Origin of the sequence: Pantoea latae (assembly GCF_002077695.1) — a bacterium.
Lineage (GTDB): Bacteria > Pseudomonadota > Gammaproteobacteria > Enterobacterales > Enterobacteriaceae > Pantoea > Pantoea latae.
Genome location: NZ_MWUE01000007.1, coordinates 122,643 through 147,009, shown reverse-complemented (window position 1 = coordinate 147,009; position 24,367 = coordinate 122,643). Strand labels below are relative to the sequence as shown.

The window sequence follows — 24,367 nt, the reverse complement described above, 5'->3', positions numbered from 1 at the left end:
AGTCTTGGAAACCTCCCCCATGGTGAATATATCGGCCAGCGGCTGGTTGAAGGACGCGGAAATGACAGAGATAAAAACAGAGATTGATACCCTGGTGATCGGCGCCGGGCAGGCGGGGGTGGCGATGAGCGAACACCTGAGCCGGCTCGACGTGCCGCACCTGGTGCTGGAGAAAAACCGCATCGCCGAGGCCTGGCGCAGCGGGCGCTGGGATTCGCTGGTGGCGAACGGCCCGGCCTGGCACGACCGCTTTCCTGGCATGGCGTTTCCGGCGTGCGCGCCCGACAGCTTTGTCGGCAAAGAGCAGGTGGCGGACTACTTCGTCGCCTATGCGGAAAAATTTCATGCGCCGATCCGCACCGGCGTCGAGGTGCTGAGCGTGACGCGCAACAGCGGGCGTCCTGGCTTTACCGTGCAGACGTCAGAGGGCGTGATTGAGGCGCAGCGCGTCGTGGCGGCTACCGGCCCCTTCCAGAAGCCGGTGATCCCGGCCATCGCGCCGCGCAGCGAACGCCTGACGCAGATCCACTCCGCCGACTACCGCAACCCGCAGCAGCTGCCGGATGGCGGCGTGCTGGTGATCGGCGCCGGATCCTCCGGCGTGCAGATCGCCGACGAGCTGCAGCGTGCCGGCAAAACGGTTTATCTCTCGGTCGGCCCGCACGATCGTCCGCCGCGCGCCTATCGCAACCGCGACTTCTGCTGGTGGCTGGGCGTGTTGGGTATGTGGGACGCGGCGGCGAGCCAGCCGGGCAAAGAGCACGTCACCATCGCGGTGAGCGGGGCGCGGGGCGGCCATACCGTGGATTTCCGCGCGCTGGCGCATCAGGGCGTCAATCTGGTCGGCATGACCCAGGCATTTGACGGCGAAACGGTGCGCTTTCAGGGCGATCTGGCCAGCAACATCGCGCGCGGCGACGCCAGCTATCTGGCGCTGCTCGACGCGGCGGATGCCTATATCGCCCGCAACGGCCTTGATCTGCCGGAGGAGCCGGAGGCGCGGCATTTTCTGCCCGATCCCGCCTGCGTCACCCAGCCGCTCGCCGAGCTGAACCTCGCAGACGCGGGTGTTACCACCCTTATCTGGGCCACCGGCTACGAGGCGGATTACCGCTGGCTGAAGGTAGACGCCTTTAACGCGCAGGGCAAACCGCAGCACCATCGCGGCGTCTCCAGCGAGCCGGGCGTCTATTTTCTCGGCCTGCCGTGGCTGTCACGTCGCGGATCGACCTTTATCTGGGGCGTCTGGCACGACGCGAAATATATCGCCGACCAGATTGCCATTCAGCGTCAGTACCAGCGCTACCCGACCGCCGCGCCCCTTTAACAGAGCAGGAGAGCAATGATGCCCACCCATACCCGTATTCGCATGTTCAACACCAAAGAGACCTATCCCAATCAGGCGCTCGACAACGACCTCTGCCAGGCGGTGCGCGCAGGCAACACCGTCTACGTGCGCGGCCAGGTCGGCACCGACTTTGACGGCAAGCTGGTCGGGCTGGGCGAGCCAGGCCTGCAGGCAGAGCAGGCGATGAAGAATGTCAAACAGCTGCTGGAAGAGGCGGGCAGCGACCTGTCGCACATCGTCAAGACCACCACCTATATCACCGATCCGCGCTACCGCGAGCCGGTCTATCTGGAAGTGGGCAAATGGCTGAAGGGGGTGTTTCCCATTTCGACCGGGCTGGTGGTGTCGGCGCTGGCGCAGCCGCAGTGGCTGATGGAGATTGACGTGATCGCGGTGATCCCGGATAGCTGGCACGGCAAGGAGGCGCTATGACGCTGTCGATTAGCGCGCGCTGCCCGGAGAGCGGCCAGCTCGGCATCGCTATCAGTTCCTCCAGCATCGCCGTCGGGGCGCGCTGCCCCTGGCTGCAGGCGGGAACGGGCGCGGTGTCCAGCCAGAACATTACGCTGCCCGCGCTGGGCCAGCAGATCCTGGCGCAGCTGGAAGCGGGCGCCTCGGCGCAGCAGGCGCTGAAGCTGGCGCTGGCGGAGGATCGCTTCAGCGACTACCGCCAGGTGACGGTGATTGACTCCGCCGGCGAGATGGCGCACTTCAGCGGCAGCAACACCCTGGGCGTCTGGCATGTGGCGCAGGGTGAGAACTGCGTGGCGGCGGGCAATATGCTGGCGGATAAAGCGGTGATCGAGGCGATGGTGTCGGCGTTTGACGCCTCGTCCGGCGAGCTGACCAGCCGACTGATCGCGGCGCTGCAGGCGGGCATCGCGCGCGGCGGCGAAGCGGGGCCGGTGCACTCCGCCGCCGTAAAGGTGGTGGATGATTATACCTGGCCGCTGGTAGATCTGCGCGTCGACTGGGTCGACGCCGATCCGGTCGACGCGCTGTCGCGCCTGTGGCTCGCCTATGAACCGCAGATGGAGGCCTACGTGACGCGCGCGCTCGACCCGCGCGACGCGCCGAGCTACGGCGTGCCGGGCGATGAATAGCGCGCTGCGCGAGACGCTGGCGGCGCTGCTCGCCTTCGACACCACCAGCCGCGAGTCGAATCTGGCGCTGATCGGCTTTATTCGCGACTTTCTGGCGCAGCGCGGCGTGGCGGCTGAGCTGTTGTATGACGAAGGCGGCACGAAAGCCAACCTCTATGCGCGACTGGGGCCTGCGGGCGACGGCGGCGTGCTGCTGTCGGGCCACACCGACGTGGTGCCGGTCGACGGGCAGCGCTGGACGGTGCCGCCTTTTGCCCTGACCGAGCGCGACGGGCGCTGCTACGGCCGCGGCAGCGCCGATATGAAAGGTTTTATCGCCTGCGTGCTGGCGTCGCTGGATCGCTTCCTGGCCGAGCCGCTGCGCCTGCCGCTGCATCTGGCGTTCTCCTACGACGAAGAGGTCGGCTGCCTGGGCGTGCGCTCGCTGGTGGCGCATCTTCAGGCGTCGCCGCAGAAGCCGGCGCTCTGCATTATCGGCGAACCCACCGAGATGGCGCCGGTTTACGGCCATAAGGGCAAAGTGGCGATGCGCTGTCAGGTGCGCGGCCGCGCCTGCCACTCCGCCTACGCGCCGGACGGCGTCAACGCCATCGAACAGGCAGCGGCGCTGATCGGCCATATCAGCCGCGTCGGCGCCTCGCTGCGGCAGACGCGGGATACGCGCTTCGATCCGCCGTTCAGCACCCTGCAGGTCGGTACTATTCAGGGCGGCGCGGCGCTGAATATCGTGCCGCAGGATTGTCAGTTCGATTTTGAGCTGCGCACGCTGCCAGACGCCGATGCCGGGGCGGTGCTGGAAAGCATCGCCGCCTTCGCGCGCGACCAGCTATTGCCCGCCATGCAGGCGCAGGCGCCAGAGAGCGACGTGACGTTTCAGCCGCTGGGCGCCTATCCCGGCCTGCTGACCGATCCGCAGGGCGACTTTGCCCGCTGGCTGGCGCAGTGGAGCGGCAGCGACCGCTTTGCCACCGTCGCCTTTGGCACCGAAGGCGGCCTGTTCGACGAGATCGGCATGGCGACGCTGGTGTGCGGGCCGGGCAGTATGGCGCAGGGACACAAGGCGGATGAGTTCGTCGCCGTCGACCAGCTGGAGCGCTGCATGCAGATGCTGGGCAATCTCTGCGACTGGATGCGTTGTGAGTAAGTCATCACGGGCAAAAAGCAACAACCCAGCCATAGGCTTAATGCTTGTCAGTTAAGCGTGGGATGATAACGCAGTCTGGGGCCGCTCAGGGGCTGGCGGTCCTCGCGCCGCTGACGCGGTACCTTCACGCCATTCGCCTGCCTGACGGACCGGCGGGGATGGAACATCCCTGTTCCAGCCCCACCTTTCGCCCGCTTCCCTGCGGGCTCTCCTGGCAGCCTCACTCTGTTCAGCGCTGCGAAATGCCCGCCCCTGAGCGGCCCCAGCCTGCTGGCCAGCTTCCGTGTGCGCGGTGGCCCGCACCAGCAGGCTTACACGCGTATAAAAAAGGCCGCCATTTTGAGAAAAAGGCGGCCTTATCTGAATACAATCTTAACTGATAAGCATTAAGCCACAGGCTGGGTTGTTTAATTTGTGGCGCCTGAACCCGGATAAAAATGCCGGGAGCATTTTTGCTTTGTTGCGCCTGCATGGTAAACCCGCAGGACGCGGCGAAGAGATTGAACCGGTTCGATGATGGGTTCTGCACAAAAGCAAAAACCCAGCCATAGGCTGGGTTCTTTAATTTGTGGTGCCCGAACCCGGAATCGAACCAGGGACACGGGGATTTTCAATCCCCTGCTCTACCGACTGAGCTATTCGGGCAACGGGGCGCATTAAACCGTAATGGCCGCTTCGCGTCAACGCCTTTCCGGTAAAAAAGTGGGAAAACGTGACTGATTGCCTGCTTTTCAGGCAGAAGCGGCAAAAGGCTAAGCCAGCGCGCCGTTAGCGCGGCACAGCGCGATGCGCAGCACATCTTCCGCCAGGCGTCTGGCGGTCGCCACGTCCTGCGCGTTACGCTTCACCAGCAGTTTGCTGAGGCAGCCTTCAAGGATCAGCTCCAGCTGGTCCGCCACCATCGTTGGGTTATCCAGCCCCAGCTCTACCAGAATGCGGTGGGTAAAGTGCCAGGAGGCCTGTTTCTGCTGCTCGGCAATCTGATGCACCGGCTGATCCGGCTGCGGATAGAAGCTGCAGGCGGCAATAAACAAGCAGCCGGGATAGCGGCCTTTCTGCACCTGCTCGCTCAGCACCTGATAGCGCGCCAGCAGCTTCTGCTCGCCGTCGAGCTGGTCGTTGAGCAATACCTGGCGTCGCCAGCTGTCGATCTGCTGGCCGTGATAGCGCAGCGCATCGTAGAGCAGGGCGTCGCGGTCGGGCCAGTGCCCCTCCAGCTGCGCCAGCGCCAGTTCGCCTTGACCGGCCAGCTGCGGTAATGACGTCGTCGCCGCCAGTCCATTTTTTTCGAGCACATTCAGCGCATGCTCGAGTATCTGTTCACGCTGCAAATGACGTCTCCTCTCTGTACGCCTCCGCCTGCGGCGGGGTTACACCAGTGTCGTTTAGCGCGCCCGATTGTGCAAATGCGCGCGGAAATCTTCAGCGTCGAGAAAGCCCGTCACGCGCGAGGCGGGAATTTCATGGCCCTGCGCGTCAAAAAACAGGATGGTCGGCAGGCCAAGCACCTGAAGACGCTGTAACAGCGCGTTATCGGCGGCGTTGTTTGCGGTCACGTTCGCCTGCAGCAGCTGCAGATGGCCCAGCGCTTCGCGCACGGCGGGATCGCTGAAGGTGTACTTTTCAAACTCTTTGCACGCCACGCACCAGTCGGCGTAGAGATCCACCATGGTGACGCGACCGTCGGCCTGCTGCAGCGCCTGATCCAGCTGCGCCGGGGAGGCGATGCGCTGAAAGGGCAGCGGCGTGGCCGTCTGCGCGGCGGTGGGCGCGCCCCAGACCCACTCCTGCAAAGGACGCGCGCTGATCAGCGCTGCGCCCAGCATCGCAATTTGCACGATGCGCCATCTGCCGCCGTGGCCGCGCAGGCTGCTGCAAAATGCCCAGGCGAAGCAGGCGACGCCCAGCGCGCTCCAGAGTCGCACGCCCCAGGGCTCACCCAGCACGCGATCCAGCAAAAAGACCGGCAGCGCGAGGATTACGAAGCCGAAGCCCTGCTTGACCGTTTCCATCCAGGGGCCGCTTTTCGGCAGCAGGCGATTGCCAAACATCGTGACCACTATCAGCGGCAGACCCATGCCCATTGCATAGAGCCACAGCGTGCCCGCGCCCGCCCACAGATTGCCGCTCTGGGCGATGTAGAGCAGGATGGCGCTGAGCGGCGCGGTGGTGCAGGGCGAGCAGATCAGCCCCGCCAGCGCGCCCATAAAAAAGACGCCGGGCAGCGAGCCGCCCTGCTGGCGGTTGCTCCACAGCGTCAGACGCGTCTGCACGCTGGCGGGCAGCTGCAGCTGGAACAGGCCGAACATCGACAGCGCCAGCAGGGTGAAAATCAGCGACAGGCCGATCAGCACGTACGGATGCTGCAGCGCCGCCTGAAAACGCAGGCCCGCCGCCGCCACCACCACGCCCAGCAGCGTATAGGTCAGCGCCATGCCCAGCACGTAGATCAGCGCCAGGCTAAACAGCCGCAGCAGCGAGCCGCTGCGCTGGCCGCCGAGGATAATGCCGGCGATCAGCGGATACATCGGCAGCACGCAGGGGGTAAAAGCGACGCCGATGCCGATCAGCAGCGCCCAGAGCGGCGAGAAGGGCAGCGGCGCGGGCTGGGCGCTGGGCGCGCTCGGCGTCGCGCTGGCCTCCACCGCGCTGAGCGGAATGGCGCGCGTCTCGGGCGGATAGCAGAAGCCCGCCGCCGCGCAGCCCTGGTAGGTCACGCTAAGGGTGGCGCCTGCCGCCGCCTGCTGCAGCTGAACCGGCACGCTGAGATCCTGCGGGTAGATTTCGCTTTTACCGTAGAACTCATCTTCATGCGGCTCGCCTGGCGGCAGCGCTACCGGCGCTATCTGCGCCTGCTGCGCGGTGATATGAATCTGCTGTCGGTAGAGATAGTAGCCCTGTTTTACCTTCCAGTTGAGCCTGAGCTGACTGCCTTGCTGACTGAAATCAAAGGCAAACGCCTGATCCACAGGCACGAACCGACTGTTAGCGTTGGGGGAGAAAATCGAGGCCTGCGCCGGCAGCGTGATAAACAGCGCCAGCAGAGAGGCGATCAGGCAAGAGATGCGTGCAGCCATGACAAGTATTCACTGTCTCCATGTTGAACCGGAAGCGCCAGCAGTTCAGGCACGTCGTAGGGATGTTCGCGCTTCAGCAGCGCCATCAGCGCCTGCTGGTGCGCGGCGCTGCTTTTTAACAGCAGCTGGACTTCGCTGGCCTGCTCAAGCTGGCCCTGCCAGACATAAAGCGAGGTGGCGCCGGGCAGCAGCGTCACGCAGGCGGCGAGTTTCGCTTCCAGCGCCAGCGCGGCGAGCCGGCGCGCGCAGGCGTCATCGGGCGCGGTACAAAGAATGATCACGGCGTTCATCGCGTCGCTCCTGTTGCGGGAAAGGGGCGATGATAGCACGCTCGCCGCGCGGCAGGCTTTACAGGTTGTAACGAGGCTACAGCACCACGCCGCCGATTAAAAAGCCAAACAGCACCGACAGCACAATCGCCAGCACGCCCGGCACGATAAAGGCGTGGTTAAAGACATAGTTGCCGATGCGCGTCGAACCGGTGTCGTCCATCTCCACGGCGGCGAGCAGCGTTGGATAGGTCGGCAGCACAAACAGCGCAGAGACGGCGGCGAACGAGGCGACGGCGGTGTGCGGCGAGACGCCCAGCAGCAGCGCGGCGGGCATCAGCGCTTTGGCGGTCGCCGCCTGCGAGTAGAGCAGCATTGAGGCGAAAAACAGCGCCACCGCCAGCAGCCAGGGCGCCTGTTGCAGCAGGCCGCCCGCCAGCTGCTGGATCTCGCCGATATGCGCTTTGACGAAGGTGTCGCCGAGCCAGGCGACGCCCATTACGCAGACGCAGGCGCTCATCCCTGACTTAAAGGTGCTGGCGCTAAGAATGGCGCCGGTATCGATCTTGCAAAACAGCGCGATCAGCGTCGCAATCGTCAGCATAAACACCACGATCGCCTCGTTGCGCGGCAGCGGCGGATCGGCGATCAGGCCGACGCCGTCGCTGATGGCGGTGGCGTAGAGCACCACGGCGGCGATGCCCGCCAGAAACAGCAGCACCGACCGCTTCGCGCCAGGCTTCTCCTGGTAGCGGCTCGCCCCGCGCAGCTTCACTTCGCCTTTGGCGAGGCGCGCCTGGTAGACCTCATCTTCATGCAGCTCTTTGCCGAGGAAGTTGGTCACCAGCGCCGCGAGAAACAGGCCGATCATCGTCGAGGGAATAGCGACCGCCAGCAGCGCGATATAGCTGACGCCGCGCGGCTCCAGCAGCGAGGCGAAGAAGACCACCGCCGCCGAGAGCGGCGAGGCGGTGATGGCGATCTGCGAGGCGACCACGGCGATAGAGAGCGGACGCGACGGGCGCACCCCTTGCTCTTTCGCCACTTCGGCAATCACCGGCAGCGTCGAGAAGGCGGTATGGCCGGTGCCCGCCAGCAGCGTCATGGTGTAGGTCACCAGCGGCGCCAGCAGCGTGACGTAGCGCGGATGGCGACGCAGCAGCCGTTCCGCCAGGCTGACCAGGTAATCCATGCCGCCCGCTACCTGCATCGCGGCGATGGCGGCAATCACCGCCATAATGATTTCAATCACATCGAAGGGTATGGCGCCCGGCTTCAGCCCGCAGACCAGCGTCAGCGCCAGCACGCCCAACCCGCCGGCAAACCCGATGCCGATGCCGCCCAGCCGCGCGCCCAACCAGATCGCCAGCAGGACGATCGCTAATTCAACGACGATCATTCGTCACCTCATGCAAGTGGTAAAAACAGCAGGCTATGTACCAAATAAAAAGGCGCGCCGTGTTGATCGCGGCGCGCCTTTTCTCTCATCTTAGCCGATCGACTTACTGTTCGTTGTCGTCAGTGTAGCGTTTGGCCTTGTAGACGGGGTACATCAGGTTCTGCACCGAGAAGATATCGTCCAGCTCGCTTTCGGTCAGCAGACCGCGCTCCAGCACCACCTCGCGCACGCTTTTGCCGGTTTCCGCGCAGATTTTGCCGACGATATCGCCGTTGTGGTGGCCGATATAGGGGTTGAGGTAGGTGACGATGCCGATAGAGTTGAAGACATAGGCCTCGCACACCGCTTTGTTGGCGGTAATGCCGTTGACGCATTTCTCCAGCAGGTTATAGCAGGCGTTGGTCAGGATGCTGATCGATTCGAACAGCGCCTGGCCGATCACCGGCTCCATCACGTTGAGCTGCAGCTGGCCCGCTTCCGCCGCCATCGTCAGGGTGGTGTCGTTGCCGATCACCTTGAAGCAGACCTGATTCACCACCTCCGGCACCACCGGGTTAACCTTGGCGGGCATAATAGACGAGCCGGCCTGCAGCTCAGGCAGGTTGATCTCGTTGAGGCCGGCGCGCGGGCCGGACGAGAGCAGGCGCAGGTCGTTGCAGATTTTCGACAGCTTCACCGCCAGACGCTTCAGCGAGGAGTGCACCATGACGTAGGCGCCGCAGTCGGAGGTCGCTTCGATCAGATCTTCCGCCGGCACCACCGGCAGGTTGCTCACTTCGGCGAGGCGCTGCACCGCCAGCTGCTGATAGCCGTCCGGCGTGTTGAGGCGCGTGCCGATCGCCGTGGCGCCGAGGTTGACCTCCAGCAGCAGTTCGGCGGTGCGCAGGATGCTGCGCGTCTCTTCGTTGAGCAGAACGTGGAAGGCGTGGAACTCCTGGCCCAGCGTCATCGGCACCGCGTCCTGCAGCTGGGTGCGGCCCATTTTCAGGATGGTTTCAAACTCCGCCGCCTTGCGCTCGAAGCCTTCGCCCAGCGCGCTGATGCCCTCCAGCAGCTTGAGGATCGAGCTGTAGACCGCGATGCGGAAGCCGGTAGGGTAGGCGTCGTTGGTGGACTGGCACTTATTGACGTGATCGTTGGGATTGAGAAACTGATAGTCCCCTTTCTGGTGGCCCATCAGCTCCAGCCCGATATTGGCCAGCACTTCGTTGGTGTTCATATTAACCGAGGTGCCCGCGCCGCCCTGATAGACGTCAACCGGGAACTGATCCATGCACTTGCCGTTATTCAGCACCTCGTCGCAGGCCTGAATAATGGTGTTGGCGATGTTGCGCGGAATGGTCTGCAGCTCTTTGTTGGCGAGCGCGGCGGCCTTTTTCACCATTACCATGCCGCGCACGAATTCGGGAATGTCGCTGATTTTACTGTTGCTGATACGGAAGTTTTCAATCGCACGCAGAGTATGAACGCCGTAGTAGGCATCGGCGGGGACTTCACGCATGCCTAGCAGGTCTTCTTCGATACGAATGTTGTTCGCCATGATAACCTTCTTGTTATTGGCCGCTTGCGCTGGCGCCATCCATCACAGGTGATGTGTTGATTTGTCGTGGAAAGCCGAAGCCGACAGTGTATCCGCCCGGGCTCCGGCGCGCACGATCATATGCTGCCGTCAGGTTAAAGCGCGAGTCTGGAGACCGGTTCATGCCGCTATTATCGTCGTAATAACTACGATATGTGATAGCGAGCACAAATTTAACCCTACTGTAAATATTTGAAAGCAGCGGTTGAATTCCCGTTGCGGCAAGCCCATCTCATGGCTGTGCCCTCTGACAGGGCATTTATCGCTCTCTGCCTGACGCAGAGCAGCCCGACTAAAAGGAGAATACGGTGCGCTGGTTACCGTTAATCGTAATTTTTGCGCTCGCCTGGATTGAGATCACCCTGTTTATTCAGGTGGCTCACGCGCTGGGCGTGCTGATGACCATGCTGCTGGTGATTTTCACCTCGGCGCTTGGCGTGTCGCTGGTGAAAAACCAGGGCATGAAAAACTTTATGCTGATGCAGGAGAAGCTGGCGCGTAACGAAAGCCCGGCGGAAGAGATGATTAAAAGCGTGTCGCTGATCATCGCCGGTTTCCTGCTGCTGCTGCCCGGCTTCTTTACCGATCTGCTCGGCCTGCTGCTGCTGCTGCCGCCGGTGCAAAAGCTGCTGACGCTGAGGCTGATGCCGCACCTGCGCGTCTGGCGCGGGCCGGGCGCCGGTCCCGACAGCGGATTTACCGTCGACGGCGAATATGAGCGCAAGGACAACGATCGCATCGGCCATGACGATCGCCGCGATCGCTAAGGGCATGGGGTAAAAAGGCGTGACCTGAGGTCACGCTTTTTTTATGCGCGCGGCGACTTTTTTAAGCGCGCAGCGAAATGTGCGCCATTGCGCAAAAAACAGGCAGTTGTCGCCGCCAGGTAAAAAATTTGTCCTGTTGCCCCTTGAAAGGGATTTTGGTCGACCCTATCTCTTGCACCACGAGGCCGGAAGCCCTGCAGCCCGGCGTTCAACCCAAAAATGAATGATTGGACTTCTCAAAGGAGAGCTATCTAATGAAAATTCGTCCGTTGCACGATCGCGTTATCGTCAAGCGTAAAGAAGTTGAAGCAAAATCGGCTGGCGGCATCGTTCTGACCGGCTCTGCAGCAGGCAAATCAACCCGTGGTGAAGTGCTGGCCGTGGGCAATGGTCGCATCCTGGAAAATGGCGATGTGAAGCCGCTGGACGTCAAAGTGGGCGACCTGGTGATCTTTAGCGAAGGTTACGGCGCTAAAACCGAAAAGATCGACAACGAAGAAGTGCTGATCATCTCTGAAAGCGACATTCTGGCGATTGTTGAAGCGTAATTACGCGGAACTCACTGAACGAAACGAATTTAAGGGACAATTGAAATGGCAGCTAAAGACGTAAAATTCGGTAATGACGCTCGCGTAAAAATGCTGCGCGGCGTGAACGTACTGGCAGATGCAGTAAAAGTTACCCTGGGCCCGAAAGGCCGTAACGTGGTTCTGGATAAATCTTTTGGTGCACCGACCATCACGAAAGATGGCGTGTCCGTTGCGCGTGAAATCGAGCTGGAAGACAAGTTCGAAAACATGGGCGCGCAGATGGTGAAAGAAGTGGCCTCTAAAGCGAACGACGCTGCAGGCGACGGCACCACCACCGCAACCGTACTGGCGCAGTCAATCATCACCGAAGGCCTGAAAGCTGTGGCAGCGGGCATGAACCCGATGGATCTGAAGCGCGGTATCGACCAGGCGGTTATCGCCGCGGTTGAACAGCTGAAAGCGCTCTCCGTGCCTTGCTCCGACTCCAAAGCTATCGCTCAGGTCGGCACCATTTCCGCTAACTCCGATGAAAGCGTCGGCACCCTGATCGCCCAGGCGATGGAAAAAGTGGGTAAAGAAGGCGTGATCACCGTTGAAGAAGGCACCGGTCTGCAGGACGAGCTGGACGTGGTTGAAGGTATGCAGTTCGATCGCGGCTACCTTTCTCCGTACTTCATCAACAAGCCGGAAACCGGCGCCGTTGAGCTGGAATCACCGTTCATCCTGCTGGCTGACAAAAAAATCTCCAACATCCGCGAAATGCTGCCGGTGCTGGAAGCCGTGGCGAAAGCAGGCAAACCGCTGCTGATCGTTGCTGAAGACGTGGAAGGCGAAGCGCTGGCGACCCTGGTGGTCAACACCATGCGCGGCATCGTGAAAGTGGCTGCGGTGAAAGCGCCGGGCTTCGGCGACCGTCGTAAAGCGATGCTGCAGGATATCGCTATCCTGACCGGCGGCACCGTGATCTCTGAAGAGATCGGTATGGAGCTGGAAAAAGCGGCGCTGGAAGATCTGGGCCAGGCGAAACGCGTGGTCATCAACAAAGACACCACCACCATCATCGACGGTGTGGGTGAAGAGGCGACGATTCAGGGCCGCGTAACCCAGATTCGTCAGCAGATCGAAGAAGCGACCTCTGACTACGACAAAGAAAAACTGCAGGAGCGCGTAGCGAAACTGGCAGGCGGCGTAGCCGTACTGAAAGTGGGCGCAGCCACTGAAGTTGAAATGAAAGAGAAGAAAGCCCGCGTTGAAGATGCCCTGCACGCGACCCGTGCTGCGGTAGAAGAAGGCGTGGTAGCGGGCGGCGGCGTAGCGCTGGTGCGTGTTGCTGCACAGCTGGGCGACCTGCGTGGCCAGAACGAAGATCAGAACGTCGGTATCAAAGTTGCGCTGCGCGCAATGGAAGCGCCGCTGCGTCAGATCGTCTCCAACGCCGGCGAAGAGCCGTCTGTTGTGGCGAACAACGTGAAAGCGGGCGACGGTAACTACGGTTACAACGCGCAGACTGAAGAATACGGCAACATGATCGACTTCGGTATCCTCGACCCAACCAAAGTGACCCGTTCTGCGCTGCAGTACGCGGCCTCTGTTGCTGGTCTGATGATCACCACCGAGTGCATGGTGACCGACCTGCCGAAAGGCGACGCGCCTGATTTAGGTGCTGGCGCTGGCGGCATGGGTGGCATGGGCGGTATGGGCGGCATGATGTAATTGCCCTGACGCTTTTGCGCAGTGAAAACCCCCGATCGGAAACGGTCGGGGGTTTTTCTTTTGCGGATGAAAAGGGTATAAGTAAGGGCGCAAACCTTCGGCTTTGCGGGCTCAGGGCAATGAATGTTCAGAAAAAAGAGATACTTTTCTGCTACGCTGCCGCCCGATACTGATGATAATAAATGGGGATTACAATGCGGATTAACCTCTTGCTCGGACTGGCGGTCGGTACTTTATTGCTGGCGGGATGCAGCAGTTCTCACCAGCTGAGCGCCGGCGGCGAACGTGTCACCTTCACCGATCAACAGCCGGGCAGCGACTGTCAGCTGCTGGGCAACGTCACCGGTTCGCAAAGCAACTGGCTGAGCGGCTCCGGCGGCGAGGGCAGCTCCCTGCGCGGCGCGGCCAACGATCTGCGCAACCGCGCGGCGGAAATGGGCGGCAACGTGATTTACGGCGCCACCAGCCCGACGCAAAATCTGTGGTCCGCTTTCGCGCCTCTGGACAGCAAAATGAACGGTCAGGTTTATAAGTGCCCGGTGAAAGCCTGATGGCGGCACGCCCCTGATGATAACGGCCGGTTGCTACCGGCCTTTTTTTTGCCTGCTATTCCTGGCGCAGCTGCAGGTCGAGCGGCGTCTTGCTCGGCTCGCCGCCGATCTCGCGCGCCAGCTTCGGCACCATATAGCCAGAGACCTGCGTCAGCAGCGCGCGCACCAGCGCGCGCGCCTCGTCGTCGGAGACGTAAAAGTGCGCCGCGCCCTGAACCTTATCCAGCACGTGCAGGTAGTAGGGCAGAATGCCGATGTCGAACAGCGCGTTGCTGAGGTTAGCCAGCGTGCTGGCGCTGTCGTTGACGCCGCGCAGCAGTACGCTCTGGTTCAGCAGGGTGACGCCGGCGCGCTTCAGCTGCTGCATGGCGGCCGCCAGCGACGCGTCGATCTCCTGCGCATGGTTGATATGGGTCACCAGCAGCACCTGCAAACGCGTTTCCGCCAGCATCTGGCACAGCGCGTCGGTAATGCGCGCCGGGATCACCACCGGCAGGCGGCTGTGGATGCGCAGGCGTTTCAGGTGCGGGATCTGCGCCAGCGCGTCAATCAGCCACGCCAGCTCGTGATCCTTCGCCATCAGCGGGTCGCCGCCGGAGAAGATAATCTCATCCAGTTCAGGATGAGCGGCGATATAGTCGATCGCGGTCTGCCAGCTGCGCTTGTTGCCGGGGTTATCCTGATAGGGAAAATGACGGCGGAAGCAGTAGCGGCAGTTGACGGCGCAGCCGCCTTTTACCAGCAGTAGCGCGCGGTTGCGGTACTTATGCAGCAAGCCCGGCACCACGCTGCTCTGTTCATCGAGCGGATCGGCGCTGTAGCCCGGCGCCTGTATAAACTCCTCGCGCTGGGTGAGCACCTGCAGCAGCAGCGGATCCTGTGCGTCGCCTGGCTTCATGCGCGCGATAAAGGCGCGCGGCACGCGCAGGGCGAAAAGCCGCCGCGCATCGCCGCCAGCCGCCAGTTCCGCGTGCCGGTCAAGGCCTAAAAGTTGGAGTAATTCATCAGGTTCGGTGACAACATCAGCAAGTTGCTGCAACCAACCTTCTCTGGAAGGGGTTTTTAGGGTTACAATGTGTGCCATTTTTTTGGCTATTACCAGTTCAATATTTACAGAGGGCCTTTATGGCGACTTATCTTAGCAACGATTTTCGTTCCGGTCTTAAAATCATGTTCGAAGGCGAGCCCTATGCCATCGAATCCAGTGAGTTCGTGAAGCCAGGTAAAGGCCAGGCATTCGCACGCGTTAAGATGCGTCGTCTGCTGACCGGCACGCGCGTTGAGAAAACCTTCAAGTCTACCGACTCAGCGGAAGGCGCGGACGTTGTAGATATGACGCTGCAATACTCTTACAACGACGGCGACTTCTTCTATTTTATGCACCCGGAAACCTTCGAGCAGTATCAGGTTGAGTCGAAAGTGCTGGAAGACGTGCAGAAGTGGCTGCAGGACAACGCAGAGTGTATCGTCACCCTGTGGAACAACAAAGCGATCGCCGTGCAGGCGCCGAACTTTATCGAATCGGAAGTCATTGAAACCGATCCGGGCCTGAAAGGCGATACCGCTGGCACCGGCGGCAAGCCTGCCAAACTGGCGACCGGCGCCGTGGTGAAAGTGCCGCTGTTCGTCCAGATCGGCGAAGTGGTAAAAGTCGATACGCGCTCTGGCGAATACGTGTCGCGCGTCAAATAAGTGCGAAGGCGCATCCCAGGATGCGCCTTTTTCTTTGGTGAGTTAAGAAGAATGAAAAAACAGCTAACGCTTTTCACTCTTGTGCTGCTGGCCTGCTCCGCGCTGAACGCCTGCAATACCTTTCACGGCTTCGGCGAAGATGTCTCCCACCTTGGCGGCGCCATCTCGCGCGCGGCGAAATAGTCCCAGACAATAACCTTTTTTCGCTGCGTTTCAGTACGTTCAGCCATAAGCAGTCTATGCTTAAAACGCTGTACTTGACTGCAACCACAAAAAGGACATTGCCATGTTAAAGAAAAGTATTGTTGCGATTTTTTCGGTGCTGGTGCTCTCTTCTCTGCTGTCCGCCTGTAACACCACGCGTGGTGTCGGCGAGGACGTAGAAGCAGGCGGCCAGGCTATTCAGCGTACCGCGCAGTAAGTTCTCCCAGCCGGTACGCTGTTGTCGTACCGGTTATTTCTGTTTTACCCAGATCAGCTCTTCCACCGGGAACCCGGCCTGCCGCGCCTGATCCACCAGCTGCTGCTTCACGCCCTCATCCAGCTGCGGCGTGCGCGATAAAATCCACAAATAGTGACGATTCGGTCCGCACACCAGCGCGTAGCGGTAATCTTTGTCCAGCGCGATCACGTTGTAGCCGCCGTAGAAGGGGCCGAAGAAAGAGACTTTCAGCGCCGCGCGCTGCGGGTCGCCGGTAAAGTAGGCCTTGCCGACGCTCTCCTGCCACTTCTGTTTCTGCGGCTTGTAGCCACGGTTAATCACCTTAAGGCCGCCGTCGTCGCGCGGGCTGTAGGTGGCGGTGACCTGTTCCAGGCCGCGTTCGAAGCGGTGATCGAGGCGGGCGATCTCATACCAGGTGCCGAGATAACGCTGGGTGTCGAACCCTTCGACGACGGTAACGTTTTTCGGCGGCGTGGTGGAGCAGGCGACAGAGAGCATGGAGCCCAGGCCTGCGATGAAGGTTTTCCATGGAGACATAAGCGATTCCTTGTTGATTGAACAGAGTAAGTATAGTTGCCGCCGCGATTTTTCCCTGGATTCAGGTGGCCGATTGTCTGCCGCGGGCAATGCAGGTAGACTTCCACCCCTTATTTGTATACGGAGTCACCAACATGAGCGAAACGGCAAGCTGGCAGCCGAGCGCACCCATTGCCAATTTGTTGAAACGTGCCGCTATCCTTGCGGAAATTCGACGTTTCTTTGCCGATCGCGGCGTGCTGGAAGTAGACACCCCGGCAATGAGTCAGGCGACCGTCACCGATATTCATCTGGTGCCGTTCCAGACCCGTTTTGTCGGCCCCGGCGCCACCGAGGGACGCGATCTCTGGCTGATGACCAGCCCGGAATACCATATGAAGCGTCTGCTGGCGGCGGGCAGCGGCCCGATCTACCAGATGGGGCGCTGTTTCCGCAATGAAGAGGCGGGACGTCATCACAATCCTGAGTTCACCATGCTGGAGTGGTATCGTCCGCACTATGATATGTACCGTCTGATGAACGAGGTGGACGATCTGCTGCAGCAGGTGCTGGAGTGCGACAGCGCGGAGTCGCTCTCGTATCAGCAGGCGTTTATTCGCCATCTCGATCTTGACCCGCTGTCGGCCGATAAAGCGCAGCTGCGCGAGGCGGCGGAAAAGCTGGGCGAGGGCGAGCTGGCGAACCGCGAAGAGGATCGCGATACTCTGCTGATGCTGCTGTTTATGCTGGGCGTGGAGCCGAAAATCGGCATCGACAAGCCGACCTTCGTCTACCATTTTCCCGCCAGCCAGGCGGCGCTGGCCGAGATCAGCACCGAGGATCACCGCGTGGCGGAGCGTTTCGAGGTCTATTACAAAGGCGTGGAGCTGGCGAACGGCTTCCGCGAGCTGACCGACAGCCGCGAGCAGCGTCAGCGCTTCGAGCAGGATAACCGTCGGCGCGCGGCGCGCGGGCTGCCGCAGCATCCGGTCGACACCCTGCTGCTGGACGCGCTGACCCACGGCATGCCGGCCTGTTCCGGCGTGGCACTCGGCGTGGATCGTTTGATTATGCTGGCGCTGAAGGCGGATTCGCTGAGCGAGGTGATCGCGTTTCCGGTTGATCGCAGTTAAACAAGATAGCGGGACGCTTTGCTCTTCGGTTCCCGCTACCCGCGTTTTAATGTCGGTGCGGCCGGTAAAAGCTTCGGTTAGTCCCCGCTGTCGGGAAATTCCTGAATCGTGACCGGCAGCGTCAGCTTCTGATCGTTGCGCAGCACCTCGACCTGAATCACCGAGCCTGGGCGGATCTCCGCCACCTGATCCATCGTCTCCTGCGCGGAGACGGCGGGTTTGCCGTTCACGCTCAGCAGCACGTCATTCACCTGAATGCCCGCTTTATCCGCCGGTCCGTCTGGCGTCACCACGCTGACGATAATGCCCTGAACATGATCGATGCCGCTGCCCTGATTATGCAGCGCAGGCAGCTCGCGCCCGGTGATGCCGATATAGCCACGGATCACGCGGCCGTCGCGGATCAGCTTATCCATAATTTTGTTCGCCAGCGCGGTCGGGATGGCGAAGCCAATGCCTTCCGGCGTTTCGCCGTCGTTGCTTTTATCGAAGGTCAGGGTGTTGATGCCCATCAGCTCGCCGAGCGAGTTAATCAGCGCGCCGCCGGAGTTGCCCTGGTTGATCGAGGCGTCGGTTTGCAGGAAGTTCTGGCGCTTCGATGAGCTTAGCCCGACGCGGCCGGTGGCGCTGATAATGCCCTGCGTCACCGTTTGTCCCAGATTGTAGGGGTTGCCGATGGCCATCACCACGTCGCCGATATGCGGCACGCGATGCGGATTAATCGGGATCACCGGCAGGCTGGAGGCGGTGATCTTTAGCACCGCCAAATCGGTCATGGCGTCAGAGCCGACCAGGTTGGCTTCAAAGAAGCGGCCATCCTGCAGCGCGACGATAATCTGATCGGCATTGTTGATCACATGTTTGTTGGTCAGGATGTAGCCTTTGGCGTTCATGATGACGCCGGAGCCGAGCGTGGTGATGCCGCGGTTGTTATTGCCGCCGTGGGCGCTGCGGTTGTAGACGTTGACGACGGCGGGCACGGCGCGGCGCACGCCGGCGTTGAAGCTGAAGGGCGTTTTATCGTCGCTGTCGTCATGGTTGAGCAGGGCGTCGGTGCCGCCCAAACGCAGTGCGGGCAGCGCCGCAAGCAAGATGCCCGCGACAATCAGGCCCAACACCACTGAACGCAAAAGTTTAAGAAACATGGTGTTAACTTACGCCAGAGGGGATCGCAGGGCAGAATAGCACGAGAAAGGCGAACAAACACGCGCTTGTGTTGTTCGCCTGTCAGAGGGGATTAGCGCAGCAGCAGGTAGATTGACTCGTCGCCGCGCACCACGTTCAGCGCCAGCACCGGCGGTTTGCCTTCCAGCACCTTGCGCATTTCAGCCAGGCTGGTGACGCGCGTGCGGTTGACGCCAACAATCACGTCATCTTTCTGCAGGCCGACCTGCTCAGCCGCCGTGCCTTTATCGATGCTGTCGATCTTCACGCCTTTGTCGCCCGATTTGGTGGCGCCGTCGCTCAGCGTCGCGCCCTGCAGCGCCGGGGACATCAGCTGCGCGCTGGCGGTGCTCTGCGCGCTCTGCTCCAGCGTCACTTCGACCGATAGCGGCTTGCCGTCACGCAGCAGGCCGAGCTTCACTTTCTCGCCCGGCGCGGTGGTGCCCACCTTCACGCGCAGTTCGGCAAAGCTGGTGATCGGCTTATCGTTAATCGAGGTAATAATATCGCCCGACTTCACGCCCGCTTTCTGCGCGGCGGACTGCGGCAGCACTTCAGAGACAAAGGCGCCGCGCTGCGCATCGACGTTAAAGGCTTTGGCGATATCCGCCGTCATTTCGGTGCCTTTGATGCCGAGCTGGCCGCGCTTCACTTCGCCATATTTGATCAGCTGCTGCGCCAGGTTCATCGCCATGTCGCTAGGAATAGCGAAGCCGATGCCGATATTGCCGCCGCTCGACGCCAGGATCGCGGTGTTGATGCCGATCAGCTCGCCGTTCAGGTTGACCAGCGCGCCGCCGGAGTTGCCGCGGTTAATCGCCGCGTCGGTCTGGATAAAGTTCTCCAGCCCTTCCAGATTCAGGCCGCTGCGCCCCAGCGCGGAGATGATGCCGGAGGTGGCGGTCTGACCCAGCCCGAACGGGTTGCCGATTGCCACGGCGAAGTCGCCGACCTTCAGCTGATCGGAGTCGGCGATTTTCACCTGCGTCAGATTCTTCGCGCCTTCTACCTGAATCAGCGCGATATCGGTCTGTTCGTCATGGCCAATCAGCTTCGCGTCATATTCACTGCCGTCGCCAAGCTGCACGCTGATCTTGTCCGCGCCGTTGACGACATGGTTATTGGTGAGGATATAGCCTTTGGCGGCGTCGATAATCACGCCGGAGCCCAGGCCCTCAAACGGCTGCGCCTGATCGCCGCCTGGCGCCTGACCGAAAAAGCGTTTTAACGGTTCGGGAATATCCTGCGCCTGGCTGGCCGCTTCCGTTCCCTCAACGTGAACGCTGACCACCGCCGGCAACACTTTTTCCAGCATCGGCGCCAGGCTAGGTAACGGCTGGCCCTGAATCTGCGCGGGCAACGTCGCCATCGCCGCAGGCGTTGCGGCAAGGCTCATCCCGATGCTCAAGGCTAATGCGCTTAACAGTCGTGCTTGTTTTTTCATTGCTACAACGCTCTCGCTGCGAAAAGTGGGGGAGTAAACGTCTGTGACAGCTGATTCAGGGTCTGGGTTCGCAAAAAAGCGGGGCGTAACCCGATTACGCCCCAATAAGATTAGTCGCGCGCGGCGCGTTCGCCACGCAGCAGGCCGGAAGCGCCTTCAGAATAGTCGCGCGGGATCTGCACCGGCGCCTGATCGTTGTCCGCTTCCGCTTCTGTCAGCTGGTAGGCGAAGGGGTTCTTCTCGCCCGGCAGGTTCGGCAGCAGATCATTCGATCCTTTCGCCATATGCTGGTAGAGCTGGCGATAGTCGCGTGCCATATTGTCCAGCAGCTCGGCGCTCTGCGCGAAGTGGTTAGTCAGCTCTTCGCGGTAGTCCGCCAGTTCCGCTTTGGATTTTTCCAGCTCGTACTGCATGCTGCGCTGCTCGCGCAGCTTTTTGTTACCGAAACGCATGGCAACCGCGCCGACAATAATGCCAATTACCAAACCAATTAGCCCGTATTCCCAGGTCATAATGACTCCCATGTAATTTCCGTTGTTTGTAGGGCATCCACCATTTCAATAGTAGTCACTATACCCGTTAATCTTATGGATGTGGAACTCTGAGGCGGCATGCCTTAGTGTAGAGCGGCCTTTTTTTCATCAACCGAACTGTGAATAAGACCTTTTCAGGGATTCTGAGAGAACCATGCAAACCTCATCTCCGCTTGCGCGCTATGAGCAGGCGCTGTCGCAGGGCGACTTTAAACCCGATGATGTACAACGCGACGCCATCACCCGACTGGACGCCGTTCAGCGGGCGCTGATTGCGCGTCAACCCGAGCCGTCCGCCAGCGGCAAAGGGCTGTTCGGCCGCCTCTCCCGCCTGATGGGCAAAGAGAAATCTGAGGCGCAAACGCCGGTGCGCGGCCTCTATATGTGGGGCGGTGTAGGGCGCGGCAAAACCTGGGTCATGGACTTGTTTTTTCAGTCTATTCCTGGCAACCGCAAGCTGCGTCTCCATTTCCATCGCTTTATGCTGCGCGTGCATGAAGAGCTGACCCAGCTGCAGGGCCAGAGCGATCCGCTGCTGACCATCGCCGACCGCTTTAAAGCGGAAACGGACATTCTCTGCTTCGATGAGTTTTTCGTCTCCGACATTACCGACGCCATGCTGCTCGGCACGCTAATGGAGGCGCTGTTCGCGCGCGGCATCACGCTGGTGGCGACATCAAACATTCCGCCGGACGATCTCTACCGCAACGGGCTGCAGCGCGCGCGCTTTCTGCCGGCCATCGAGCAGATCAAACAGCACTGTGACGTGATGAACGTCGATGCCGGCATCGACTACCGCCTGCGCACCCTGACTTCGGCGCACCTGTGGAACGCGCCGCTTAACGAGGCGACGCACGCCGAAATGGAGCGCATGTTTAAGGCGCTGGCGGGCAGCGCGCGCGATGACGCGCCGGTGCTGGAGATCAACCATCGTCAGATGGCGACGCTGGGCGTCAGCGAAGGGGTGCTGGCGATCGACTTCCTGACGCTGTGCGGGGAAGGGCGCAGCCAGCACGACTATATCGAGCTGTCGCGCCGCTTTCACAGCGTGCTGCTCTACGACGTGCCGGTGATGATTTACAAAACCGAAGATCAGGCGCGGCGCTTTCTCGCGCTGGTGGATGAGTTCTACGAGCGCCACGTCAAACTGGTGGTCGCGGCGGAAACCTCGCTGTTTGAAATTTACCAGGGCACGCGGCTGAAATTCGAGTACCAGCGCTGCCTGTCGCGCCTGCAGGAGATGCAGAGCGAAGAGTATCTGCGCCTGCCGCATCTGCCTTAAGGGCGCGCAAGAAAAAGATCAAATAGGGTTCGATTTTTGCAATCGACTTCTCTATAATCTTGCGACCCCACGTTACAGCAACTGGATTTATTTCCCGAATCCGTTGTGCTCCGGTAACTCTATCCGAAGGGGTGGGCTTGCTGGTCAAAATGGTCGTGTGAGCCTCAACCGTTTACTTAAGCGTTTGGGTTTTCACCAACGTGTAACTTAATTTGGGTAAGCTTTTCGATGAAAACTTTTACAGCTAAACCAGAAACCGTACAGCGTGACTGGTATGTTGTTGACGCAACTGGCAAAACCTTGGGTCGCCTGGCGACTGAACTGGCGCGCCGTCTGCGTGGTAAGCATAAAGCGGAATACACTCCGCACGTTGATACTGGTGATTACATCATCGTTCTGAACGCTGACAAAGTCGCCGTTACCGGCAACAAGCGTTCTGACAAGATTTACTATCACCACACTGGCCACATCGGTGGTATCAAACAGGCGACCTTTGAAGAGATGATTGCTCGCCGTCCTGAGCGTGTGATTGAAATCGCGGTTAAAGGCATGCTGCCGAAGGGCCCGCTGGGCCGTGCAATGTTCCGTAAGCTGAAAGTTTACGCGGGCAACGAGCACACCCATGCGGCACAGCAACCGCAAGTTCTTGACATTTAATCGGGATTACAGGCAATGGCTGAAACTCAAAACTACGGCACTGGTCGCCGCAAAAGCTCTACCGCTCGCGTATTCATCAAGCCGGGCAGTGGCAACATCGTAATCAACCAACGTTCTCTGGAACAGTACTTCGGTCGCGAAACGGCACGCATGGTCGTTCGTCAGCCGCTGGAACTGCTGGACCTGGTTGGTAAATTCGATCTGTACGTCACCGTTAAAGGTGGTGGTATTTCTGGTCAGGCAGGTGCGATCCGTCACGGCATCACCCGCGCTCTGATGGAGTACGACGAATCTCTGCGTGCTGAACTGCGTAAAGCGGGCTTCGTTACCCGTGACGCACGTCAGGTTGAACGTAAGAAAGTCGGTCTGCGTAAAGCACGCCGTCGTCCGCAGTTCTCCAAGCGTTAATTGTTTGCGGCTTCGGCTGCTGCGATTGGCACGAAAAACCCGCTCCGGCGGGTTTTTTATTTGCGCGCGCCGCGTGCCGCACGGCGCGTAAATTCTCTGCGCTGCTCGCAAAATCCCCGCAAATCTCGAATCCCCGCCCACAAGCTGCCCAAAATCTGGTAAACTCTGTGTCACTTTGCGCCCATATGTCGGCGTGTGATGCCGCTCCTCTGTCAGGATGTCAGAGCGACAACGCTAGCGCAGGCTGTGAGCGAACGATTGAGCAGGTGAGTCGCCGTGTGGTTGGCTATTCGCAGTAACTTTTTGTGAACAAACTTGGAGGTTTTCATGGCTGTCGCTGCCAACAAACGTTCGGTAATGACGCTGTTTTCTGGTCCCACTGACATTTTCAGCCATCAGGTACGCATCGTACTGGCTGAAAAAGGCGTGAGTGTGGAGATCGAGCAGGTCGAAATGGATAACCTGCCGCAGGATCTGATTGACCTCAACCCGTATCGCACTGTGCCGACGCTGGTAGATCGTGAACTGACGCTGTATGAATCCCGCATCATCATGGAGTACCTCGACGAGCGCTTCCCGCATCCGCCGCTGATGCCGGTTTACCCGGTTGCGCGCGGCGAAAGCCGTCTGATGATGCACCGCATCGAGCAGGACTGGTACAGCCTGATGCACCGCATTGAAAAGAGCAGCGGTCAGGAAGCTGACGCCGCGCGCAAACAGCTGCGCGAAGAGCTGCTGGCCATCGCGCCGCTGTTTGCGCGCACGCCGTTCTTTATGAGCGAAGAGTTCAGCCTGGTAGACTGCTATCTGGCGCCGCTGCTGTGGCGTCTGCCCTCTATGGGCATCGACCTGGCCGGTGCCGGCTCGAAAGAACTGAAAGGCTATATGAATCGCGTATTCGAGCGTGACTCTTTCCTCGCGTCGCTGACGGAAGCGGAACGCGAAATGCGCCTGCAAGCCCGAGGCTAAGCTATGGAAATGTCGCAACTCTCAGCCCGTCGTCCCTACCTGCTGCGCGCCTTCTACGACTGGCTGCTCGACAACCAGCTGACGCCGCATCTGGTGGTCGACATTAATCTGCAGGGCGTGCAGGTGCCGCTGGAGTACGCGCGCGACGGTCAGATCGTGCTGAACATCGCGCCGCGCGCGGTCGGCAACCTGGAGCTGGGCAATGACGAAGTGCGCTTCAACGCGCGTTTCGGCGGCGTGCCGCGTCAGGTCTCCGTGCCGATGGCCGCTATTTTGGCGATCTACGCGCGTGAAAACGGCGCGGGCACCATGTTCGAGCCGGAACCGGCCTACGAGCTGGGCGCGCAGGGTGCGGAAGAGGCGCCAGCCGATCCGGTGATGTCGGTGATCGACGGCGATCGTCCTGACGACGCCACCGAAGAGGATCCATCGCCGGATGACGATCCGCCGCCGCGCGGCCATCGCCCGTCACTGCGCGTGGTGAAATAAGCCCAGGCCGATGCCAGCCCGTGAAAGCGCGCTGGCATTTTCTTTTCCGTCCTGTTCTTTGACAGCGATCAATAAAGCCCGCGAATTACCTCCTCAGCCCGATACAGGCATTGAACTCAAGGTTAAAAAAATCTAACGTTTCCGCGTTAATTAAATAA

At 60.5% G+C, this 24,367-nt stretch carries 27 protein-coding genes and 1 tRNA gene; 17 read left to right on the top strand and 11 right to left on the bottom strand.

Going from position 1 to position 24,367, the window contains the following annotated elements:
* Positions 1-61: 61 nt before the first annotated feature.
* The 4 genes from B2J69_RS05155 to argE are packed head-to-tail and all read left to right on the top strand — an operon-like array spanning position 62 to position 3,595.
* Complete coding sequence (locus B2J69_RS05155; protein ID WP_081137030.1) at positions 62-1,327, top strand: flavin-containing monooxygenase; 1,266 nt, start codon at positions 62-64, stop codon at positions 1,325-1,327.
* Between the two features lie 18 nt (positions 1,328-1,345).
* Entirely contained in the window at positions 1,346-1,780 is a 435-nt protein-coding gene (locus tag B2J69_RS05150) for a RidA family protein (RefSeq protein ID WP_081137166.1), read from the top strand.
* Positions 1,777-2,451 carry a DUF1028 domain-containing protein gene (locus B2J69_RS05145; protein WP_081137028.1) on the top strand — a complete coding sequence of 225 codons (675 nt, stop codon included), beginning with the start codon at positions 1,777-1,779 and terminating at the stop codon, positions 2,449-2,451. The genes B2J69_RS05150 and B2J69_RS05145 overlap by 4 nt, the downstream gene beginning before the upstream one ends.
* Complete coding sequence (argE, locus tag B2J69_RS05140) at positions 2,444-3,595, top strand: acetylornithine deacetylase (RefSeq protein ID WP_081137026.1); 1,152 nt, start codon at positions 2,444-2,446, stop codon at positions 3,593-3,595. Before B2J69_RS05145 ends, argE begins: the two co-directional genes overlap by 8 nt.
* A 569-nt stretch (positions 3,596-4,164) precedes the next feature.
* Here argE and B2J69_RS05130 read toward each other — a convergent pair.
* The 6 genes from B2J69_RS05130 to aspA all read right to left on the bottom strand — a co-directional run bounded on the left by B2J69_RS05130 (position 4,165) and on the right by aspA (position 9,880).
* Positions 4,165-4,240: transfer RNA gene (locus B2J69_RS05130), tRNA-Phe, on the bottom strand.
* A gap of 107 nt (positions 4,241-4,347) precedes the next feature.
* Positions 4,348-4,926 carry a division control transcriptional repressor DicD gene (gene dicD, locus B2J69_RS05125; protein ID WP_081137024.1) on the bottom strand — a complete coding sequence of 193 codons (579 nt, stop codon included), beginning with the start codon at positions 4,924-4,926 and terminating at the stop codon, positions 4,348-4,350.
* 54 nt (positions 4,927-4,980) lie between these two features.
* Entirely contained in the window at positions 4,981-6,672 is a 1,692-nt protein-coding gene (locus tag B2J69_RS05120; RefSeq protein WP_081137022.1) for a protein-disulfide reductase DsbD, read from the bottom strand.
* Positions 6,648-6,962, bottom strand: coding sequence for a divalent cation tolerance protein CutA (gene cutA, locus B2J69_RS05115; protein WP_081137020.1), 315 nt, complete (start codon positions 6,960-6,962; stop codon positions 6,648-6,650). The genes B2J69_RS05120 and cutA overlap by 25 nt, the downstream gene beginning before the upstream one ends.
* Positions 6,963-7,038: 76 nt before the next feature.
* Positions 7,039-8,340, bottom strand: coding sequence for an anaerobic C4-dicarboxylate transporter (locus B2J69_RS05110; protein WP_081137018.1), 1,302 nt, complete (start codon positions 8,338-8,340; stop codon positions 7,039-7,041).
* Between the two features lie 103 nt (positions 8,341-8,443).
* Complete coding sequence (gene aspA / locus B2J69_RS05105; protein ID WP_081137016.1) at positions 8,444-9,880, bottom strand: aspartate ammonia-lyase; 1,437 nt, start codon at positions 9,878-9,880, stop codon at positions 8,444-8,446.
* A 347-nt stretch (positions 9,881-10,227) separates the two neighbouring features.
* On the opposite strand from aspA, the gene B2J69_RS05100 reads away from it, so the two are divergent.
* From B2J69_RS05100 to B2J69_RS05085, 4 genes are all read left to right on the top strand, one after another.
* Entirely contained in the window at positions 10,228-10,686 is a 459-nt protein-coding gene (locus B2J69_RS05100; RefSeq protein WP_081137014.1) for an FxsA family protein, read from the top strand.
* Positions 10,687-10,940: 254 nt separating this feature from the next.
* Positions 10,941-11,234 (top strand): co-chaperone GroES, encoded by a 294-nt coding sequence (locus B2J69_RS05095; protein ID WP_021507766.1) that lies wholly within the window; start codon positions 10,941-10,943, stop codon positions 11,232-11,234.
* 45 nt (positions 11,235-11,279) lie between these two features.
* Positions 11,280-12,929 (top strand): chaperonin GroEL, encoded by a 1,650-nt coding sequence (gene groL, locus B2J69_RS05090; protein ID WP_081137012.1) that lies wholly within the window; start codon positions 11,280-11,282, stop codon positions 12,927-12,929.
* A 194-nt stretch (positions 12,930-13,123) separates the two neighbouring features.
* Positions 13,124-13,480 carry a DUF4156 domain-containing protein gene (locus tag B2J69_RS05085; RefSeq protein WP_081137010.1) on the top strand — a complete coding sequence of 119 codons (357 nt, stop codon included), beginning with the start codon at positions 13,124-13,126 and terminating at the stop codon, positions 13,478-13,480.
* A 55-nt stretch (positions 13,481-13,535) separates the two neighbouring features.
* On the opposite strand, the gene epmB is transcribed toward B2J69_RS05085, so the two are convergent.
* Positions 13,536-14,564: an EF-P beta-lysylation protein EpmB gene (gene epmB, locus B2J69_RS05080; protein ID WP_081137008.1), complete on the bottom strand. Its 1,029-nt coding sequence runs from the start codon at positions 14,562-14,564 to the stop codon at positions 13,536-13,538.
* Between the two features lie 41 nt (positions 14,565-14,605).
* Here epmB and efp point away from each other — a divergent pair, with 41 nt between their 5' ends.
* The 3 genes from efp (at position 14,606) to B2J69_RS05065 (ending at position 15,593) form a co-directional block, all read left to right on the top strand.
* Positions 14,606-15,172, top strand: coding sequence for an elongation factor P (efp, locus tag B2J69_RS05075; protein WP_081137006.1), 567 nt, complete (start codon positions 14,606-14,608; stop codon positions 15,170-15,172).
* A 51-nt stretch (positions 15,173-15,223) separates the two neighbouring features.
* On the top strand, positions 15,224-15,355 hold the full coding sequence (locus B2J69_RS05070; RefSeq protein WP_081137004.1) for an entericidin A/B family lipoprotein: 132 nt from the start codon (positions 15,224-15,226) through the stop codon (positions 15,353-15,355).
* Positions 15,356-15,458: 103 nt separating this feature from the next.
* Entirely contained in the window at positions 15,459-15,593 is a 135-nt protein-coding gene (locus tag B2J69_RS05065; protein ID WP_033749247.1) for an entericidin A/B family lipoprotein, read from the top strand.
* Between the two features lie 33 nt (positions 15,594-15,626).
* Here B2J69_RS05065 and B2J69_RS05060 read toward each other — a convergent pair whose 3' ends face one another.
* Positions 15,627-16,151, bottom strand: coding sequence for a lipocalin family protein (locus B2J69_RS05060; protein ID WP_081137002.1), 525 nt, complete (start codon positions 16,149-16,151; stop codon positions 15,627-15,629).
* Positions 16,152-16,285: 134 nt separating this feature from the next.
* Between B2J69_RS05060 and epmA the strand changes: the two genes are divergently transcribed.
* Positions 16,286-17,263, top strand: coding sequence for an elongation factor P--(R)-beta-lysine ligase (epmA, locus tag B2J69_RS05055; RefSeq protein WP_081137000.1), 978 nt, complete (start codon positions 16,286-16,288; stop codon positions 17,261-17,263).
* A 77-nt stretch (positions 17,264-17,340) separates the two neighbouring features.
* Here the strand turns inward: epmA and degS are convergent, their stop codons facing one another.
* The 3 genes from degS to zapG all read right to left on the bottom strand — a co-directional run bounded on the left by degS (position 17,341) and on the right by zapG (position 20,383).
* Positions 17,341-18,408, bottom strand: a complete 1,068-nt coding sequence (gene degS / locus B2J69_RS05050; RefSeq protein ID WP_081136998.1) for an outer membrane-stress sensor serine endopeptidase DegS — start codon at positions 18,406-18,408, stop codon at positions 17,341-17,343.
* A gap of 92 nt (positions 18,409-18,500) precedes the next feature.
* A complete protein-coding gene (gene degQ / locus B2J69_RS05045; RefSeq protein WP_081136996.1) occupies positions 18,501-19,871 on the bottom strand; it encodes a serine endoprotease DegQ in 1,371 nt (456 codons plus the stop codon).
* A 110-nt stretch (positions 19,872-19,981) separates the two neighbouring features.
* Positions 19,982-20,383 carry a Z-ring associated protein ZapG gene (zapG, locus tag B2J69_RS05040; protein WP_033749631.1) on the bottom strand — a complete coding sequence of 134 codons (402 nt, stop codon included), beginning with the start codon at positions 20,381-20,383 and terminating at the stop codon, positions 19,982-19,984.
* A 175-nt stretch (positions 20,384-20,558) separates the two neighbouring features.
* On the opposite strand from zapG, the gene zapE reads away from it, so the two are divergent.
* From zapE to sspB, 5 genes are all read left to right on the top strand, one after another.
* On the top strand, positions 20,559-21,686 hold the full coding sequence (gene zapE, locus B2J69_RS05035; protein ID WP_081136994.1) for a cell division protein ZapE: 1,128 nt from the start codon (positions 20,559-20,561) through the stop codon (positions 21,684-21,686).
* Between the two features lie 228 nt (positions 21,687-21,914).
* Positions 21,915-22,343 carry a 50S ribosomal protein L13 gene (gene rplM, locus B2J69_RS05030; RefSeq protein ID WP_081136992.1) on the top strand — a complete coding sequence of 143 codons (429 nt, stop codon included), beginning with the start codon at positions 21,915-21,917 and terminating at the stop codon, positions 22,341-22,343.
* Between the two features lie 15 nt (positions 22,344-22,358).
* Complete coding sequence (gene rpsI / locus B2J69_RS05025) at positions 22,359-22,751, top strand: 30S ribosomal protein S9 (protein ID WP_031375459.1); 393 nt, start codon at positions 22,359-22,361, stop codon at positions 22,749-22,751.
* A 327-nt stretch (positions 22,752-23,078) separates the two neighbouring features.
* The gene (gene sspA, locus B2J69_RS05020; RefSeq protein ID WP_081136990.1) at positions 23,079-23,720 is read left to right on the top strand and encodes a stringent starvation protein SspA; all 642 of its coding nucleotides are present in this window, start codon (positions 23,079-23,081) and stop codon (positions 23,718-23,720) included.
* Between the two features lie 3 nt (positions 23,721-23,723).
* The gene (gene sspB, locus B2J69_RS05015) at positions 23,724-24,209 is read left to right on the top strand and encodes a ClpXP protease specificity-enhancing factor (RefSeq protein WP_081136988.1); all 486 of its coding nucleotides are present in this window, start codon (positions 23,724-23,726) and stop codon (positions 24,207-24,209) included.
* Positions 24,210-24,367 lie beyond the last annotated feature (158 nt).

Excerpts from the sequence above, each read along its gene's own strand:
- B2J69_RS05155 (WP_081137030.1), top strand. The coding sequence starts at position 62 with ATGACAGAGATAAAAACAGAGATTGATACCCTGGTGATCGGCGCCGGG.
- B2J69_RS05150 (WP_081137166.1), top strand. The coding sequence starts at position 1,346 with ATGCCCACCCATACCCGTATTCGCATGTTCAACACCAAAGAGACCTAT.
- B2J69_RS05145 (WP_081137028.1), top strand. The coding sequence starts at position 1,777 with ATGACGCTGTCGATTAGCGCGCGCTGCCCGGAGAGCGGCCAGCTCGGC.
- argE (WP_081137026.1), top strand. The coding sequence starts at position 2,444 with ATGAATAGCGCGCTGCGCGAGACGCTGGCGGCGCTGCTCGCCTTCGAC.
- B2J69_RS05120 (WP_081137022.1), bottom strand. The coding sequence starts at position 6,672 with ATGGCTGCACGCATCTCTTGCCTGATCGCCTCTCTGCTGGCGCTGTTT.
- cutA (WP_081137020.1), bottom strand. The coding sequence starts at position 6,962 with ATGAACGCCGTGATCATTCTTTGTACCGCGCCCGATGACGCCTGCGCG.
- B2J69_RS05110 (WP_081137018.1), bottom strand. The coding sequence starts at position 8,340 with ATGATCGTCGTTGAATTAGCGATCGTCCTGCTGGCGATCTGGTTGGGC.
- aspA (WP_081137016.1), bottom strand. The coding sequence starts at position 9,880 with ATGGCGAACAACATTCGTATCGAAGAAGACCTGCTAGGCATGCGTGAA.
- B2J69_RS05095 (WP_021507766.1), top strand. The coding sequence starts at position 10,941 with ATGAAAATTCGTCCGTTGCACGATCGCGTTATCGTCAAGCGTAAAGAA.
- groL (WP_081137012.1), top strand. The coding sequence starts at position 11,280 with ATGGCAGCTAAAGACGTAAAATTCGGTAATGACGCTCGCGTAAAAATG.
- B2J69_RS05085 (WP_081137010.1), top strand. The coding sequence starts at position 13,124 with ATGCGGATTAACCTCTTGCTCGGACTGGCGGTCGGTACTTTATTGCTG.
- epmB (WP_081137008.1), bottom strand. The coding sequence starts at position 14,564 with ATGGCACACATTGTAACCCTAAAAACCCCTTCCAGAGAAGGTTGGTTG.
- efp (WP_081137006.1), top strand. The coding sequence starts at position 14,606 with ATGGCGACTTATCTTAGCAACGATTTTCGTTCCGGTCTTAAAATCATG.
- B2J69_RS05070 (WP_081137004.1), top strand. The coding sequence starts at position 15,224 with ATGAAAAAACAGCTAACGCTTTTCACTCTTGTGCTGCTGGCCTGCTCC.
- B2J69_RS05065 (WP_033749247.1), top strand. The coding sequence starts at position 15,459 with ATGTTAAAGAAAAGTATTGTTGCGATTTTTTCGGTGCTGGTGCTCTCT.
- B2J69_RS05060 (WP_081137002.1), bottom strand. The coding sequence starts at position 16,151 with ATGTCTCCATGGAAAACCTTCATCGCAGGCCTGGGCTCCATGCTCTCT.
- epmA (WP_081137000.1), top strand. The coding sequence starts at position 16,286 with ATGAGCGAAACGGCAAGCTGGCAGCCGAGCGCACCCATTGCCAATTTG.
- degS (WP_081136998.1), bottom strand. The coding sequence starts at position 18,408 with ATGTTTCTTAAACTTTTGCGTTCAGTGGTGTTGGGCCTGATTGTCGCG.
- degQ (WP_081136996.1), bottom strand. The coding sequence starts at position 19,871 with ATGAAAAAACAAGCACGACTGTTAAGCGCATTAGCCTTGAGCATCGGG.
- zapG (WP_033749631.1), bottom strand. The coding sequence starts at position 20,383 with ATGACCTGGGAATACGGGCTAATTGGTTTGGTAATTGGCATTATTGTC.
- zapE (WP_081136994.1), top strand. The coding sequence starts at position 20,559 with ATGCAAACCTCATCTCCGCTTGCGCGCTATGAGCAGGCGCTGTCGCAG.
- rplM (WP_081136992.1), top strand. The coding sequence starts at position 21,915 with ATGAAAACTTTTACAGCTAAACCAGAAACCGTACAGCGTGACTGGTAT.
- rpsI (WP_031375459.1), top strand. The coding sequence starts at position 22,359 with ATGGCTGAAACTCAAAACTACGGCACTGGTCGCCGCAAAAGCTCTACC.
- sspA (WP_081136990.1), top strand. The coding sequence starts at position 23,079 with ATGGCTGTCGCTGCCAACAAACGTTCGGTAATGACGCTGTTTTCTGGT.
- sspB (WP_081136988.1), top strand. The coding sequence starts at position 23,724 with ATGGAAATGTCGCAACTCTCAGCCCGTCGTCCCTACCTGCTGCGCGCC.